The 16,754-nt window shown below is 68.4% G+C and carries 13 protein-coding genes; 11 read left to right on the forward strand and 2 right to left on the reverse strand.

Annotated features, from left to right (window positions below; genetic code table 11):
* The first annotated feature begins 235 nt into the window (after nucleotides 1-235).
* From FU260_RS10140 to FU260_RS10150, 3 genes are all read left to right on the forward strand, one after another.
* The gene (locus FU260_RS10140; RefSeq protein ID WP_147916953.1) at nucleotides 236-1,624 is read left to right on the forward strand and encodes a glycine--tRNA ligase; all 1,389 of its coding nucleotides are present in this window, start codon (nucleotides 236-238) and stop codon (nucleotides 1,622-1,624) included.
* 4 nt (nucleotides 1,625-1,628) lie between these two features.
* On the forward strand, nucleotides 1,629-2,852 hold the full coding sequence (locus FU260_RS10145) for a YibE/F family protein (protein ID WP_147916954.1): 1,224 nt from the start codon (nucleotides 1,629-1,631) through the stop codon (nucleotides 2,850-2,852).
* Nucleotides 2,853-2,955: 103 nt separating this feature from the next.
* Nucleotides 2,956-4,137, forward strand: a complete 1,182-nt coding sequence (locus FU260_RS10150) for a glycosyltransferase (protein ID WP_147916955.1) — start codon at nucleotides 2,956-2,958, stop codon at nucleotides 4,135-4,137.
* A gap of 22 nt (nucleotides 4,138-4,159) precedes the next feature.
* Here the strand turns inward: FU260_RS10150 and FU260_RS10155 are convergent, their stop codons facing one another.
* The gene (locus tag FU260_RS10155) at nucleotides 4,160-4,765 is read right to left on the reverse strand and encodes a TetR/AcrR family transcriptional regulator (protein WP_147916956.1); all 606 of its coding nucleotides are present in this window, start codon (nucleotides 4,763-4,765) and stop codon (nucleotides 4,160-4,162) included.
* A 155-nt stretch (nucleotides 4,766-4,920) separates the two neighbouring features.
* On the opposite strand from FU260_RS10155, the gene FU260_RS10160 reads away from it, so the two are divergent.
* From FU260_RS10160 to FU260_RS10190, 7 genes are all read left to right on the forward strand, one after another.
* The gene (locus FU260_RS10160) at nucleotides 4,921-6,360 is read left to right on the forward strand and encodes an ABC transporter substrate-binding protein (protein WP_147916957.1); all 1,440 of its coding nucleotides are present in this window, start codon (nucleotides 4,921-4,923) and stop codon (nucleotides 6,358-6,360) included.
* A 75-nt stretch (nucleotides 6,361-6,435) separates the two neighbouring features.
* Nucleotides 6,436-7,740 carry a sulfatase family protein gene (locus FU260_RS10165; protein ID WP_168211724.1) on the forward strand — a complete coding sequence of 435 codons (1,305 nt, stop codon included), beginning with the start codon at nucleotides 6,436-6,438 and terminating at the stop codon, nucleotides 7,738-7,740.
* Nucleotides 7,737-8,663 (forward strand): carbohydrate ABC transporter permease, encoded by a 927-nt coding sequence (locus FU260_RS10170; protein WP_147916959.1) that lies wholly within the window; start codon nucleotides 7,737-7,739, stop codon nucleotides 8,661-8,663. Before FU260_RS10165 ends, FU260_RS10170 begins: the two co-directional genes overlap by 4 nt.
* The gene (locus tag FU260_RS10175) at nucleotides 8,660-9,583 is read left to right on the forward strand and encodes a carbohydrate ABC transporter permease (RefSeq protein ID WP_147916960.1); all 924 of its coding nucleotides are present in this window, start codon (nucleotides 8,660-8,662) and stop codon (nucleotides 9,581-9,583) included. The genes FU260_RS10170 and FU260_RS10175 overlap by 4 nt, the downstream gene beginning before the upstream one ends.
* 91 nt (nucleotides 9,584-9,674) lie before the next feature.
* Nucleotides 9,675-11,288 carry a DUF4185 domain-containing protein gene (locus tag FU260_RS10180; protein WP_147916961.1) on the forward strand — a complete coding sequence of 538 codons (1,614 nt, stop codon included), beginning with the start codon at nucleotides 9,675-9,677 and terminating at the stop codon, nucleotides 11,286-11,288.
* Nucleotides 11,289-11,397: 109 nt separating this feature from the next.
* On the forward strand, nucleotides 11,398-12,591 hold the full coding sequence (dusB, locus tag FU260_RS10185; protein ID WP_147916962.1) for a tRNA dihydrouridine synthase DusB: 1,194 nt from the start codon (nucleotides 11,398-11,400) through the stop codon (nucleotides 12,589-12,591).
* Between the two features lie 128 nt (nucleotides 12,592-12,719).
* Nucleotides 12,720-13,376 carry a hypothetical protein gene (locus tag FU260_RS10190; protein WP_147916963.1) on the forward strand — a complete coding sequence of 219 codons (657 nt, stop codon included), beginning with the start codon at nucleotides 12,720-12,722 and terminating at the stop codon, nucleotides 13,374-13,376.
* A 117-nt stretch (nucleotides 13,377-13,493) separates the two neighbouring features.
* Here FU260_RS10190 and FU260_RS10195 read toward each other — a convergent pair whose 3' ends face one another.
* Complete coding sequence (locus FU260_RS10195; RefSeq protein WP_235912188.1) at nucleotides 13,494-15,266, reverse strand: glycoside hydrolase family 13 protein; 1,773 nt, start codon at nucleotides 15,264-15,266, stop codon at nucleotides 13,494-13,496.
* 178 nt (nucleotides 15,267-15,444) lie between these two features.
* Here FU260_RS10195 and FU260_RS10200 point away from each other — a divergent pair, with 178 nt between their 5' ends.
* The gene (locus tag FU260_RS10200) at nucleotides 15,445-16,731 is read left to right on the forward strand and encodes a deoxyguanosinetriphosphate triphosphohydrolase (RefSeq protein WP_235912189.1); all 1,287 of its coding nucleotides are present in this window, start codon (nucleotides 15,445-15,447) and stop codon (nucleotides 16,729-16,731) included.
* Nucleotides 16,732-16,754 lie beyond the last annotated feature (23 nt).

The raw sequence follows: 16,754 nt of genomic DNA on the forward strand, positions 1-16,754 counted from the left end.
CCGAATGGACATCGGAGGACCGAAAATTCGGTACTCCAGTGTCCAGATGGTCCTCAGACAGATGTGCAGGAGGTAGTGCCGCCCGTCGGATGGGGCGCGGTGGTCGGGGTGCGGGGAAGTGCGTGGAGGCGGTGCTCGGCGGGGCGTGGAGGCGGTGCTCGGTGGACCGGTAGCCTGGTGCGCACGAATCGCCCGGACCAGCCAGGTCGGGCTCGCCTATCCAGGAGTGTATGAAGTGGCCAAGGAGCCGTCGCGTCTCGATGCCGTCGTCAATCTCGCCAAGCGCCGGGGTTTCGTCTTCCCCTCGGGGGAGATCTACGGCGGTACCCGCTCCGCGTGGGACTACGGCCCATTGGGGGTGGAGCTGAAGGAGAACATCAAGCGGCAGTGGTGGCAGCACATGGTCCGCGGCCGCGACGACGTGGTGGGGCTCGACTCATCGGTGATCCTGCCGAAGCAGGTGTGGGTGGCCTCCGGGCACGTGGGCGTGTTCACCGACCCGCTGACCGAGTGCCTCTCCTGCCACAAGCGGTTCCGCGAGGACCAGATGATCGAGGAGTTCGAAGAGAAGAAGGGTCGTTCCCCGGAAGGCGGCCTCGCCGAGATCGCCTGCCCGAACTGTGGGACCCGTGGCCAGTGGACCGAGCCCCGTGACTTCAACATGATGCTGAAGACCCACCTCGGTGTGCTCGAGGACGAGTCCGGGTTGCACTACCTGCGCCCGGAGACCGCACAGGGCATCTTCGTCAACTTCGCCTCGGTGATGAGTGCCGCGCGGAAGAAGCCACCGTTCGGCATCGGCCAGATCGGTAAGTCGTTCCGGAACGAGATCACCCCAGGCAACTTCATCTTCCGCACCCGTGAGTTCGAGCAGATGGAGATGGAGTTCTTCGTCCAGCCGGGCAGCGACGAGGAGTGGCACCAGTACTGGATCGACAACCGCACCGACTGGTACACCGATCTGGGCATCGACCGCGAGAACCTGCGCCACTTCGAACACCCGACCGAGAAGCTCTCCCATTACTCCAAGCGCACCGTGGACATCGAGTACCGGTTCGGATTCTCCGGCAGCGAGTGGGGTGAGCTGGAAGGTATCGCCAACCGCACCGACTTCGACCTGTCGACGCACACCGAGCACTCCGGTCAGGACCTGTCCGTCTTCGACCAGGCCACCGGCCAGCGGTGGGTGCCGTACGTGATCGAGCCTGCGGCCGGCCTGACCCGCTCGTTGATGGCCTTCCTGGTGGAGGCCTATGCCGAGGACGAGGCTCCGAACGCCAAGGGTGGGGTGGACAAGCGCACCGTGCTGCGCCTGGACCACCGGCTCGCCCCAGTGAAGGCGGCGGTCTTGCCGCTCTCCCGGAACGAGGCGCTGTCCCCGGTGGCCCGAGACCTGGCCGCTGAGCTGCGGAAGAACTGGAACGTGGACTTCGACGACGCCGGCGCCATCGGGCGCCGCTACCGCCGTCAGGACGAGATCGGCACTCCGTACTGCGTCACCGTGGACTTCGACTCCCTGGAGGACCAAGCGGTCACCATCCGGGAGCGGGACAGCATGACCCAGGAACGTGTCGGCCTCGATCAGGTGCAGGCCTACCTCGGCGCCCGTCTGGTCGGAGCCTGACCGAGTGGGCCACAAGCACGCCGGGCACAGCTCAGTAGAGCTGGCCGCCGGACCCGCACGCCGGGTCCGGCGCGTGCTGGCCGGGATCACCATCCCGCTGCTGCTCGCCACGCTGATCGGCCTCGCCGTGCTCTGGCCGCGTGGCGACACCCCGGTCGGTTCGCAGCCGAGCCCGTTCGAGGGGTCACAGTTCGTGCTGGCCGAGGTGGTGGAGGTCACCGGGGAGACCGGCAAGGAGATCCGCGCCGAGCTGGAGGACGGCTCCGGGGACGTGGTCCCGGTGCAGGTGCCGCCGGAGATCATGGCCGGCGGGGTGGATGCGGGCGACCAGATCCGGGTGTTCTTCACCGCCAGTGCGATGGGATCAGGCAGCCCGTACGTGTTCGTGGACTTCGTTCGCGACCTTCCGTTGCTGCTGCTCGCCGGCGTGTATCTGCTCGTGGTGCTCGCCGTGGCGCGGGTGCGCGGGCTGATGGCGATCGTCGGCCTGCTCGCCTCGATGGGTGTCGTCGTGGTGTTCCTCCTGCCTGCGCTGATGGCCGGGGGACCGCCGTTACCGATCACCTTGGTAGGGGCGAGCGCGATGATGTTCATCGCCGTCTATCTGGCCCATGGCGTCTCGATTCGGACCACCACCGCGCTGCTCGGTACCTTCGTCGGTCTGGCGATCACCACGCTGCTGGCTGCCTGGTCTACCAGCGCCGCCGAGCTGTCCGGCGGTAGCTCGGACGCGTCGATCATGATGAACGCCATGCTGCCCGGGGTCGGGGTGCGCGAGCTACTGCTCTGCGGGATCGTGATAGCCGGCCTCGGTGCTCTCAATGACGTGACCATCACGCAGGCCTCGGCCGTCTGGGAGCTGCACTCCGAGTCCCCGCATGCGCCGCGGCGGAGGCTGTTCTCCCGGGCGATGCGGATCGGCCGGGACCACATCGCCTCCACGGTGTACACGCTCGCGTTCGCCTACGTCGGAGCTGCGCTGCCAACTCTGATGCTGGTGATGCTGTACGACCGCACGCTGGGCTCGACGCTGACTGCCGGGGAGATCGCCGAGGAGCTCGTGCGCACCCTGGTCTCCTCGATCGGACTGGTGCTAGCCATCCCGGCGACCACCGCGCTCGCGGCCCTGCTGGTGCGCACCCGCGGCGCAGCGTCGGGCGCGAGTAGCACGACAGCGGGCGACGGGGACGCGGAACTGACCGGCGGAGCGGCTGGCAGCGACCGCTGACGTGCGAAGGTCCTCAGGCACTGACCCGCGGTACCCGCGCAGGTGCCGGGCCCGCTAGGTGGACGGAGCCACGCGCTGACGAGGCCGTTCGTAGACTGACGTGGTGTCCCTGCGCGTCGCGATGATCAGCGTGCACACCTCCCCGGGTGCTGCACCGGGGGCCGGTGATGTGGGCGGGATGAACGTCGTCATCCGCCAGCTGAGCCGCGAGCTCGCCCGCCTAGGTTCCGCCGTCGAGATCCTTACCCGCCGCACCGACCCCGAGGCGCCCGCCAGCATCGAGCTCGACCCGGGTGTGCGGCTGCGGCACCTGGACGCCGGACCAGCTGAAGTGCTGCCGAAGAGCGCGCACGAAGCGCTGGTGCCCGAGTTCGCCAAGGCCCTCGGCGCGCTACCGGCGTACGACCTGGTGCACGCCCATCACTGGTACTCCGGCGTGGCGGCGCAAGCGGCTGCCGCCGCCTGGGGCGCGCCGCTGGTGCAGTCCCTGCACAGCATCGCGGCTGCCCCGCACACCCCGCTCAGTGCGGGCGAGCGGCCGGAGTCGCCGGGACGGCTCGCCGCCGAGGAGGCGCTGGCGAGCCAGGCCGATGCGCTGCACGCGGTCAGCGCCGCTGAACGGGACATCATTGTCGACCGTCTGGGTGCCAGCCGCGGCCGGGTCACCGTGATCCCGCCAGGGGTGGACACCCGTCAGTTCCACCCAGGGCGTGCCGCCAGGCCCGGGGCGGACTACCTGCTCATGGCCGCCCGGCTGGAGCCGCTCAAGGGCGCCGATCTGGCGATCGAGACGTTGGCCCGGATCGACCCGGCGCTGGTGGGCGAGCTGATCATCTCCGGTGGCGCGACCAGCGGGTTCGACGACTACGTCGCTGGCCTGCACCAGTTGGTGGCCGACCGCGGTGTGGCGGAGCGGGTCCGCTTCGTCGGCGCACGCGACCGGGATGAGCTGGCCCGGTTGATGGCCGGAGCGCGGCTCTTCCTCAATCCGTCACACTCGGAGACCTACGGCCTCACCGTGCTGGAAGCCTCGGCAAGTGGTGTGCCGGTGGTCGCTGCCGCCGCCGGTGGGCTGGTGGAAGCGGTCCGGCACGGCGAGACCGGCCTCGTGTTGCACCACCGCGACCCACAACTCTGGGCCGATGCGGTGACCGGTCTGCTCCGGGACCCGGCCGAAGCCCGCCGGGTTGCCGAGGGAGGCCTCGTCCATGCTCGGCGACATACCTGGGCGCTGATGGCGGAGCGGACGCTCGCCGCCTACCGAGGACTCCTTCAGCGATCCTGACTCGGCTGGCCGCGGTGACACCTCATTCCGGCGGTGAGCCGGTGCGAAGCCAGAAGACCGTGTCGGCGAGGACCTGGGCGTGGTCCAGCTCGGGGTGCCCCAGGAGGCGCTGCAGCCGGAGCCCGTCGGCAATAGCCACGACCAGCCGGGCCGCGGTCACAGGATCCGCGGACGAGGCCCAGCGCCCAGCAGACTGCTCGAGCGTGATCCCGGCCGCGATCCGGGCGACAAGGCGGTCGTACCGGTCCGTAAACCACTGGTTGGTCGGATGATCCGGGCTGGTGCTCTCGGCTGACAGTACGGTCATCAGCTCGACTAGGTGCGGGGTCTTGGCGTTGTGGCGCACGCCGTCGACGAATCCGTCGACCTCGTCTTCGTGCGCAGCGGCGGCCTGGACGTGAGCGGCGGTCTCTTCCTCGCGCACCTCGACGACGGCCTGCAGCAGGTCGGCCTTGGAACGGAAGTAGTGCAGCAGTCCCTGTTGGGTGAGCCCGCACGCCTCGGCGATTCGCTGCAGGGAGCCGGATCTGTACCCGTCTCGGGCGAAGATCCGGGTGGCCTCGGCGACGATCCGGTCCCGTGTCTGCTGTCCCTTAGCGGTCTTTCCTCGGGCAGAACGCGACTCCATGTATGGACCCTATCGGTCGGTGAGCGGCCGTTCGGGGCCGTTCGATGGGCATGGACGTCTCGGTGCTCGCGGCCGGCAACGGGTACCCGCTTGCTAAATCGTGCCGAGTCCCCATAACCTACCGAGTACTCGGTAGGTAAACAAGGGAGACAAAGATGCCTTCGCGATCCATCGTGACTAGACGTTCGCTGCTCGCGGCCAGTGCCGGCTTGTTCGCCCTGGCCGGGTGCTCGCAGTCCGAGCCGACTGGCGGAGCGGACAAGATCACCTGGCGGGACCACCTGATGGCGCCGCGGCCGCTGAGCATGGAGATGTTCGAGGCGTTCACCTCCAGTGCAGGGATGCAGGTCGAGTACTCCGACTACGACGCTCCAGGCCTGGGGCAGGCACTGCAGCTGGCCAAGCAGAGCGGACAGATGCCGGACGTGTTCGCCCTCGGCGGTCTGGAACTGCCTGCAGCCACCCTGTTCGAACAAGGGTGGTTCGCGGCGCTGCCGTTGTCCGACGCGTCTGTGGACCTCCTGCCCGAGGAGGCCAAGCTGCCAGGCATCACGGCCTTCGACGGCGCGCAGTACAGCCTGCCCATCTTCTCGGCACGCGATGGCAACGCCTACACCTGGTACCTGTCCTCCACCGTGGAGGAGGCAGGCCTGGACCCAGACTCCCCACCCGAGACCTACGACGAGTTCCGGCAGGCGTGCCGGGCCGTGGTGCAGAGCAGCGGGGGCAGCGTCCAGGGCTGGATGGCCAAGCTCGGTGCGATCGACCACATGGGCAGCAACATCAATAATCTCGTGCAGGCCGCCGGTTTTCAGGGCGCCAACGGCCTCGACTACCGGACCGGTGAGTTCTCGTTCGCGTCCGATCCGTACCTCACCGTGCTCGAGTTCCTGCTGTCGCTGAAGCAAGACCAGCTGATGCTGCCGGGCTCGGTCCAGCTCAAGGACTCGCCCGCGATCACCCGCTGGGCTGCCGGTGAGGCGGCGTTCCATATCAACGACTCGCACGTGGCGGGTGTGGTGAAGAACCAGGCCGAGGAGGTGGCGGGGGAGCTTCGCGTGGGCAACGTGCTCGTCCCCGACAAGGGGACGCCCCCGCAGATGTACTGCAACGCCACGGGTGGGATGTTCTGGCTCAGCCAGGAGTCGGAGAACCAGGATGCCGTCGGTCAGCTGCTCGACACCTTCTGCACCGAGGACTACTTCGTGCGCCTCGCAGCCATGATGGGCAGGCCACCCTTGCTGCTCGACGCGGTGAAGTCAGCCGAGGTGCTGCCCGCGTATGCGCAGGCGCAGGACTGGAACGCCCAGCAGGTCCACCTCGGCCCGATCCCCTCGGTCCGCAACCCCGCGGTCGTCACCGTCTCCAGCCAGACCCGCCCGGTTCAGCCGGACTTCGGGGACATCGTGGAGGGCTTGTTCTCGGGACAGATCACCGATGCCAGGCGGGCGCTGACCGAGCTCGACTCCGCACTGTCGACCGAGCGGGACCGCGCAATCGAGGCAGCAGCCCAGAAGGGGGCCGTGGCCAGCGTCGAGGACTGGAGCTTCATCGACTGGCAGCCCGGCGCCGACTACACCACCCAGACCGGCTAGTTCGCCCCTGCTCCTTTGACTGGCCGAGACGAGCACCGCAGACGAAAGGCACAGATGTCCCATCGCGCAGCCACCATGACCGAGACCGCACCCACGGCGGGCCGCCGTCCTCACATCGTGCTGATCGTCGCCGACGACCTCGGCTACGGCGACCTCAGCTGCACCGGATCCTCGCTCGTACGCACCCCCCGCATCGACAGCTTGGCCCGTGATGGCGCGCTCTTCAGCAACATGTATGCGCCGGCGCCGACCTGCACGCCCTCGAGAGCCGGGCTGATGACCGGCCGCTACGCGCAACGGGTCGGGCTGCCGCGGGTCATCTTTCCCGAGGAACCGCTGGGACTCTCGGGCGAGGAGACGACGGTCGCGGAGATGCTCGCGCACGCGGGCTACCGCTGCGGGATCTTCGGCAAGTGGCACCTGGGGGCGCGTGCGGACCATCATCCACGCCGACACGGGTTCGACCGGTTCGTCGGGCTTCCCTACAGCAACGACATGCACCCGCTCCGGCTCTGGGTCGACGACCAGGAGCTGCCCGAGCCCGTCGACCAGACGATGCTCACCCGGCGTTATACCGATGAGGCGATCGACTTCATCGACGCCGCGGGGGACCAGCCGTTCTTCGTCTACCTCCCGCACACGATGCCGCACATCCCGCTGCATGTGGAAGAGAGCTTCCGTGGCACGTCCGATGCCGGCACCTATGGCGACACGGTTGAGTGCATCGATCACCACGTCGGCCGGCTGCTGGACCATCTCGAGCAGCGAGGCCTAGCCGAGGACACCGTGGTGATCTTCACCAGCGACAATGGGCCGTGGTTCGAGGGCGGCACCGGTGGGCTGCGAGGCCGCAAGATCGACACCTACGAGGGTGGCATCAAGATGCCGTTCGTCGCCCGCTGGCCGGGCGTCATCGAGGAGGGGCGGCGCGTCGAGGGGCTGGGCTGCTTTATCGACCTGCTTCCGACGTTCGCCGCGCTCGCGGGCACCACCCCGCCCGCCGACATCGACGGGATCGACATCAGCGCCCTGCTCACCGGCGGTACGGCCGGGCAGGACCGCTCGCTGTTCTTCCTCAGCAACTGGTCGCTCAACGCGGTGCGCCGGGGGCGGTGGAAGCTCCATCTGGACCGGTTCCCCACCAAGGACCGCCGCGAGCTGCCGCAGTTGTTCGACCTGGAGCGTGATCCGCAGGAGTGCTACAACCTGCGTTCGCTGTTCCCGGACGAGTTCGACGCACTGCTCGAGAGGGCCACTGCCTTCGCCGAGGAGATCGCGGCACAACGCCCGCAGGCCGAGGCCCGGGCGGGTATGGCGCCGGAGCAGATCTACGATCCCGCCACCTTCGGCACCGACGCGCCACCGCGGGAGTCTGCGTGAGCGTCCCCGCTCTCTCCGCGCGCCATCGGCGCGTCCGGCGTACCGAGCTGTGGGCGTACGCGTTCCTGCTGCCGACGATCGTGCTGTATGGCGTGTTCACCGTGTACCCGATCGTGGGCAGCTACTGGTACTCGTTCGTCGACTGGAACGGCTTCGATGCGATCAAGACCTTCGTCGGGCTGGACAACTATCGGGAAGCGCTGAGCGACCCGCTGTTCTGGAACGCCTTCAAGGTGACGATCCTGTTCACCGTGGTGGCCGTGCCGGTCAAGGTGTTCTCCGGTTTCCTGCTCGCGCTGGTACTGAACTCGCCGCGCATGCCGTGGAAGGGGTTCTTCCGCACCGGCTTCTTCCTCCCGGTGGTGACGACGACGGCCATCGTCGGTGTCGTGATGCAGTTCATCTTCGATCCGACGTCCGGCCCCGTGAACGGTGCTCTGCTCGAACTTGGTCTGACGGACGAGGGCGTGAACTTCCTCGGCGACGCGCGCACCGCGCTCTGGACCGTGGTGGCCGTCTTCGTCTGGAAGTGGTTCGGCCAGACCTTGATCTACTGGCTGGCGGCGCTGCAGACGATCCCGACGGAGCTGTACGAGGCCGCCAGCATTGACGGGGCCTCTTCGCCTCGCAGGATGTGGTCGATCACCCTGCCGCTGCTCAAGCCCTTCACGATCATCATCACGCTGCTCACCCTCGAAAGCACCCTGCACGTCTTCGACCTGATGCTGACGATGACTGGCGGTGGTCCGTTCTTCGCGACCCAGGTGGTGGAGATCTTCATCTACGAGCAGGCGTTCGCCTCGAGCGTGCCCCGGCTCGGCTATGCCTCGGCGGTTGCCGTGCTGTTCGGGCTGTTCGTGTTCGTGGTCGGCCTGTTCCAGCTTGTCGGGGTCCGTGCGGTGCAGAGAGCGAGGCAGGCATGACGACGACGCCACCGACCGTGCTCGCGGCGCGCGAGCGTTCCCGGTCACGAGTCAGCGCCAGCCCACCGACTCCGAACGGCAGACGTCGGTTCACCTGGCGAACCCTGTCCGTCTGGTTCGGTACCGCGGTGCTGCTCTGCATCCTGGCTGCCTGGATCTACCCGTTCCTGTGGATGGTCTCTGCGGCGCTGAAGTCACCGTTGGAGGTCTTCGACGCCGGTCTGGGGCTGATCCCGGAGGACCCGCAGTGGTCCAACTTCACGCGGGCCTGGGTGGATGCTCAGTTCGGCAGATATCTACGCAATACGGTGATCGTCACGGTCGCCACGGTCGTGATCGTCGTCGTGCGGTGCGCGATGGCCGGGTACGTGCTGGCTCGCCGTCGCTTCTACGGCCGCCGCCTCATTCTGGTGCTGCTCGTCGCGACCTTGTTCGTGCCCACGGGATACACGATCATTCCCGTGGTCGACCTGGCGACGAACCTCCACCTGCTCAACTCGCTGTGGGGCATGATCATCGCGATGTCGGGAGGGGCACATGTTGCCTCGATCCTGCTGTACGTCGGCTACTTCCACCAGCTCCCCAGGGAGCTCGAGGAGGCCGCGATCGTCGACGGCGCGGGCTTCCTGCGGACCTTCTTGCGGGTGATGCTCCCGATGGCAGGTCCGGTGACTGCGACGGTGACGCTGATGACCTTCATGGCGACCTGGAACGCCTTCTTCTTGCCCCTGGTGTTCACGTTCTCCCGGCCAGACCTGCGCACGCTCTCGGTCGGGATGCTCGCCTTCGTCGGTGAGAACTCCACCGACTGGTCGGGCATGGCCGCCGCCGCGGTGATCTCGCTGCTGCCGATGGTGATCCTGTTCGTCGTGCTGCAACGCTACTTCGTGGAGGGCATTGCTGGAGCGATCAAGGCCTGAACGCTGTCACGACGGCGGTCGCGGAGGTCGCCGGAGGCATCCGTACCCGTCACCGCTGTCAACCGAAGTCTGCAAGAAGAGGAGCAGAGCAATGGATCGCCGTACCCTGATCACCTCGGTGCCGCTCGGAGCCGGCCTGGCCGCGATCGGTATCCCCTTCGCAGGATCGGCCACGACGACCGAGCAACCGACTGCTGTGCCGAGCACCGTCTTCGCCACGATGGAGGTCGAGGAGCGGGCGTCCGTCGTGGTGCCGAGCGTGGGCGACCTGTGGCCGTCGTGCTGGGCCGAGGACGACCATCTGTACGCCGCTAACGGTGACGGCCGGGGCTTCGGCCCGGCACCCGGGCCGGACATCGCTATCAACCGGATCTCGGGGACGCCCGAGGAGGGCGACCTGACGGGAACCAGGCTCGCGGTGGCCGGCGAGGTGGCGCCGGTCTGGAGCGGCCCAGACTTCAATCGCAAACCGACAGGCATCGCGTGTGTCGACGGCGTGCTGTACGTCGCGGTGCAGGACCTCGCCAAGCACACCTTCGACAGCGCGCCGGCCGCGACCATCTCTCGCTCGACCGATCACGGCCGCACCTGGACCTGGGACCCCAGCGGCCCGATGTTCTCCGGCGGCGTGTTCACCACGATCATGTTCCTTGACTACGGCAAGGACTATGCCGACGCCCCGGACGAGTACGTGTACCTGTACGGCATCGATCACAACTGGCGTCAGGCGCAAGACGTCTTCCTCGCCCGGGTCTCGCGGCGGCACGTGCAGGACCGGACGGAATGGCAGTTCTTTACCGGGCGCCAGCCGTCCGGCGACGCCACGTGGTCGCATCACATCGATGCACGGCGTCCGGTACTGCACGACGAGACGCGCAGCTATCAGGAGATCTTCTCCGAGCAGGGCGCGCACAACCTGCTGCCGCTGGCGCAGGGGTCCGTCGTCTACAACCGGCCCCTGCAGCGGTACTTCCTGACGGGCTGGAACGCCTACCAGTGGATGATCTACGACGCGCCCACACCGTGGGGCCCGTGGGGCAAGTCGGTCAAGGACTTCGGGGGCGCCTGGACCCCGGACAAGCACGGCGGCTACACACCGACGATTCCAACAAAGTTCATCTCGGCCGACGGCCGGCAGATGTGGGTGCAGTCGAACGTCTGCGGCCCCTGCGGGGCCGAACCGAAGGGCCGGTACAACTTCAACCTTCGACGGCTCTCGGTCACTCCGGCCGACCCGGTCCCGGAGCGCAATGAGCGTGATGGGAGAAATCTCGCGTTGCTGCCGGGCGCGGTGGCGGTGCAGCGATGCCTGCACGTCGGTGACGCAAGCGTGCTCTCTGACGAGTCGACGGAACGTAGTGAGGACGACTGGAACAACGAGCGCAAAGACGCGAGCTGGTGGGGATACACGTGGCCGCGACCGGTGCGGGTCAACGAGCTCGTCTATAGCACCGGCGACCTCTTCGACAACGGCGGCTGGTTCGCGAGCGACCTGCGGGTGCAGATGCGACGCCGAGGAGTGTGGCGTGATGTGCCCAGGCAGCAGGTCTCGCCCGCATACCCCTACTCGCGCGCGGCCGGATCGCGCGCACGGTACACGTTCCAGTTTCGGACCGCGATCACCGACGGCATCCGCATCATCGGCCGGCCGGGCGGGGAACGGACGTTCACTTCGATCAGCGAGCTGAGCGCGCACTTCCGTTAGGCGGCAGGGCCCTGGTGCTGGTGTTCGACCACCGGTGCGGAGCCCCATCGCCTCCACGCTGTGGTGCTGACCTGCCCGTGCACCCGGAACGGCCTGAGAGAATGGCACCGTGAGTGGACTGCAGATCGGAACTATCGCCGTCGGCACCCCCGTGGTGCTCGCGCCGATGGCTGGCGTGACCAACGCGCCGTTTCGGCGACTGTGCCGGGAGGCCGGTGCCGCCGGGCTGCCTGAGGACCGCACCGCTGACCTGTCGGCGAGCCCGGCGCCCGCTGGTCTGTATGTCGCCGAGATGGTCACCTCGCGGGCCCTGGTGGAGCGTACGCCGGAGTCCATGCGGATCATCTCCCACGACTCCGGCGAGGCGGTGCGCAGCGTGCAGCTCTACGGTGTGGATCCGGCCACCGTCCGTGCCGCGGTGCGCATGCTGGTCACCGAGGATCGCGCCGACCATATCGACCTGAACTTCGGCTGCCCCGTGCCCAAGGTCACCCGCAAGGGTGGGGGAGCGGTGCTGCCCTGGAAGAGCGACCTGTTCGGCGCGATCGTGACCGCCGCCGCTGAGGAGACCCGCGGCAGCGACGTGCCGCTGACGATCAAGATGCGGATGGGTATCGACGCCGATCACCTCACCTATCTCGATGCCGCCCGCCGTGCCCAGGATGCCGGCGTCGCGGCGGTCGCCCTGCACGCCCGCACGGCCGCCGACTACTACTCCGGTACAGCCCACTGGGACGCGATCGCCACCTTGAAGCAGGAGATCACCGAAGTTCCCGTGCTCGGCAACGGCGATATCTGGTCTGCTGAGGATGCGTTGGCGATGGTGTCGTACACCGGATGCGACGGCGTGGTGGTGGGCCGCGGTTGCCAGGGCCGGCCGTGGCTGTTCACCGATCTGGTGGCAGGCTTCGCCGGATCGGATCTGCGGGTGCGCCCCGGGTTGGCCGAAGTGGCCGAGGTGATCCGGCGACACGCGGTGCTGATGGTCGAGCACTTCGGGACCGAGCTGAAGGCGCTGCGTGAGCTGCGCAAGCACCTGTCCTGGTACATGAAGGGCTACGTGGTCGGGGGTGAGGCCCGGCGTCAGCTCGGCCTGGTCAGCTCGCTGGCCGAGCTGGACGAACGCCTCGACGCCCTCGACCTCTCTCAGCCCTACCCGGGAGAGGGTGCGGAGGGCCCGCGCGGGCGCGCCGGCACCCCGAAGACGCCGCATGTGCCGGAGGGCTGGCTCGAGTCGCGCGCGATGGACGAGGCGTGGTTGCAGCTGCTCGCGGAGGCGGAGTCCTCGGTCTCCGGCGGCTGACTCGGCCGTGCGGGTCTCCTCAGGCGCCCAGGAAACATTGAGAGAGCGGCGCTCTTGTATTTGGGTCTGTGGTGGATCTACTCTGGCATTCAGAGAGCAGAGCTCACTAATATGACTGGAGATCTCTCATGGGTGATCGGACCCCACGCCACCTGCTCGCCCCGACAGTGGGTGCCGGGGTGTTCATGGCCCTCTACCTGCTACTTCGGCCGTACGGTGACGCCGGCTCGACGGCCGAGGCAGCGCAGGCCTTCGGCTCGACCCGGTGGGTCGTCGCGCACCTGTGCGGAGCGCTGGCTATCGCCTCGATCGGGCGCCTAGGTCTACGGCTGGCCGACCTGTACCAGTCCCGACCTGCGCGGCTGGCGCGGTGGACCGGACTTGCCGGTGCGGTTCTTGCGCTGCCCTACTACGGCGCGGAGGCATTCGGCCTGCACGCCATCGGTAGCCGTGCACTGATCGAGCCGGCCGCGTTCGATCTCGTCGACCAGGTGCGCAACCAGCCGATCGCGCTGACGATGTTCGCTCTCGGCCTGGTGTTCCTGGCCGTCGCCGGAGTCTCCTGTGCGCTCGCGTTCTCGCGGGCCCAGCCCGGCGGACGTGGTCGCGCTGTGTGGCCGTTGGGCGTGCTGATCGCGCTCCTGGCACCGCAGTTCTATCTGCCGCCGGTGGGCCGGGTCGCCTACGGGGCGCTGTTCCTGATCGCGGCTGCGGTGTTGGTGGTCGAGCTGGCGCGCGCCGAGCGGTCAGCCACAACTCGCGTACCCGCCCGGGTGGCCGGCTGAGCGAGGGCCACAGCGATCGGCATCGGCGCGGAGGCCCCGCGGGTAGAACCTCCGCGCCGAGAAAGTGCCTCCGGGGGCGCTGCCGGGGGCGGTGCGGTAGCGCCGGGGGCGGTGCGGTTACGCCTGGGTGACCTGCACCCACACTGCGACGTCCGGCTCCAGGAGCGCTGCGCCGTCGTCGGCGTGAGGAAGGTTCGCACTGGCCAGCAGCACGGGCAGGTCCTCCGGGATCGGCACCGTGTGTGTGCCCAGATTCACCAGCGCGAGCACCTCACCGTTCTGCGCGGCCAGCACTGACTCCGCGCCGCCGAGCAGACCGTCCACCCACGCCAGCGAGCCCGCGCCGAGCTCGAAGTCACGGCGCAGCCGCAGTGCCGTGCGGTAGAGCTCCAGCGTGGAGCCCGGCACACCCTCCTGAGCATCGCGCGCAAACGGGGCCCACTGCGCCGGCTGCGGTAGCCAGGTGGCACCGGTGGCGGAGAAGCCGAACCCAGGAGCGTCGGCCTCCCATGGCAGCGGAACCCGGCAGCCGTCGCGGCCCTTCTCCTCACCGCCGGTGCGGTGAAAGGTGGGGTCCTCGCGCACATCGTCCGGGAGCGTGGTGTGCTCGGGCAGCCCGAGCTCCTCACCCTGGTACAGGTAGGCCGACCCAGGCAGGGCCAGCATCAGCAGTGCCGCTGCACGAGCTCGGCGCAGGCCGAGGTCGGCATCGGGCTGCGCATCCTCGGCACCGATTCCGTTCGGTCCCTTCCCGGTCTCGGCCAGGCCGAGGCGGGAGCTGGCGCGGACGACGTCGTGGTTGGACATCACCCAGGTGGTCGGCGCGCCGACAGCATCGCTGCTGTTCAGCCCCCCGGTGATCGAGGCCCGGAGCCGGGCAGCGTCCCACGGGGTGCAGAGGAAATCGAAGTTGAAGGCCTGGTGCATCTCGTCGGGCCGCACGTACCGGGCCAGCGACTCCAGACTCTCCACCCAGGCCTCTGCCACCAGGGCGCGCTCACCCTCGTAGCCGGTCAGCACCTGGCGCCAGCGGCGATAGACCTCGTGTACCCCGGGCTGGTCCCACATCGGCGCCTGGGCGTGGTCCTCCGCAGCGTCCTCGGCAGTGTCTTCCTGGCCACTGACCATCTCGGTGCGGATACCCCAGTCCGGGAACTCCTGGTCCTTGATCAGTCCGTTCGCCACATCCACGCGGAACCCGTCCACACCGCGGTCCAGCCAGAACCGGAGCACGTCGTCGAACTCCGCACGGACCTCCTCGTTCTCCCAGTTCAGGTCCGGCTGATGGGTATCGAACATGTGCAGGTACCACTGTCCCGGTGTGCCATCCGGGTTCGTGATCCGGCTCCAGGCGCGCCCGCCAAAGGTGCTGACCCAGTTGGTCGGCGGTTCGTTGCCGTCGGTGCCTCGCCCGTCGCGGAAGATGTACCGGTTGCGCTCGGCCGAGCCGGGAGCGGAGGCCAGCGCCGCCTGGAACCAGACGTGCTCGTCGGAAGTGTGGTTCGGCACCAGGTCAACGATCACGCGCAGGCCGAGCTGGTGCGCACGGGCGATCAGCGCGTCAGCGTCGGCGAGCGTGCCGAACCGGGGATCTACCTCCCGGTAGTCGGCCACGTCGTACCCGGCGTCGTGCTGGGGCGAGGTGTAGAAGGGGGACAGCCAGATGGCGTCCACGCCCAGACTGGCCAGGTGGGGCAGCCGCGCGGTGATACCGGGCAGATCGCCCATCCCGTCCCCGTCGGAATCAGCGAACGAGCGCGGGTAGATCTGATAGATGACCGCCGTGCGCCACCACTGCGCGTCCGGCCCGGCCGGCCGGTGGATCAGGGTGCTGGTGGTCTGGTCGAGGGTGCCGAGGGGCATAGATTGAGAAGCTGTCACGGCCTCCATTGTGTGTGACCCGGTCCGAGCGTGGCAAAAGCCGCGGGGGCGCCGGGACTTGCGGCGCTCCGGTGGGCGTCAGCCCCCGGCCCCCGCCGCTGTGCGGCCCGCACCCGCCGCGGCGGCGCCCAGCACCCGCCGCGGCACCAGCACGGAGCCGGCAAGCCCAGCGTCTAAGGTGGACCGCGTGGCAAGAGACGAGGTGCCGGTCAGCGGCTACGGGGCGCTGGACACCGAGCGGTGGTACGCAGAACCACCCAAGTCCGCCCACCGCACCCCGTTCGAACGCGACCGGGCACGCATCGTGCACTCCTCAGCGCTGCGCCGCCTCGGGGCCAAGACTCAGGTGCTCGGCCCCGGGACCGACGACTTCGCCCGCACTCGCCTCACCCACTCCCTCGAGGTGGCCCAGGTAGGCCGTGAGCTGGGCAAATCCCTCGGCTGCGACCCCGATGTGGTGGACACCGCCTGCCTCGCCCATGACCTGGGGCACCCACCGTTCGGGCACAACGGGGAGACCGCACTGCACCAGGTGGCCGCGGGAATCGGGGGATTCGAAGGGAATGCGCAGACCCTGCGGCTGCTCACCCGGCTGGAACCGAAGACGTTCACCCCGGAAGGGCTCGGCGTCGGCCTCAACCTCACCCGTGCCAGCCTGGACGCCGCCACCAAGTACCCGTGGTTCGCCGGCCGCGGGCCGATCCGCGCGGACGGCAGCACCACGCACAAGTTCGGCGTGTACACCGACGACGAACCGGTGTTCCGCTGGCTGCGGCAGGGGGCGCCGGAACTGAAGCGGTGCATCGAGGCGCAGGTGATGGACCTGGCTGACGACATCTCCTACTCGGTGCACGACGTGGAGGACGCAGTGTTCTCCCGCCGGGTGGACCTGAGCACCATCACCGGCGAGATGCAGCGGGACGAGGTGATCACGCTGGTGCGCCGGTGGTATGACCCACCGGTCGGAGACGACGTCCTGGACGCCGCGATCGAGGAGCTCACCTCGCTCGACTTCTGGGTGCACCGCTATGACGGCACCCGCCGCGGGCAAGCACGGCTCAAGGACATGACCAGCCAGCTGATCGGCCGGTTCTGCAGCGCGGCCGCCGAGGCCACCCGGACCCAGTTCGGTGACGGTCGGCTGGTGCGCTACGACGCCGATGTGGTGGTCCCGGACTCGGTGCTCGCCGAGATCACCGTCCTGAAGGGCATCGCCGCCACCTATGTGATGGCCCCGCGTGAGGACGAACCGCTCTACCAGCGCCAACGCCTTATTCTCACCGACCTGGTTGCCGTGCTGTACGACCGGGCCGAGATCGCGCTCGCCGAGATGTTCGCTGAGGACTTCGGACACGCCAGTGATGATGACATCCGGCTGCGCGTGGTGGTGGACCAGGTGGCGTCCCTGACCGATCTCTCGGCGCTGGAGTGGCACGCCCGGATGTGCGGCCCGGACGTCGGCACCGCGCTGTAGCCGGTCGGTGGACGAGCGCCAGT

The sequence above is a fragment of the Ruania zhangjianzhongii genome (assembly GCF_008000995.1).
Lineage (GTDB): Bacteria > Actinomycetota > Actinomycetes > Actinomycetales > Beutenbergiaceae > Ruania > Ruania zhangjianzhongii.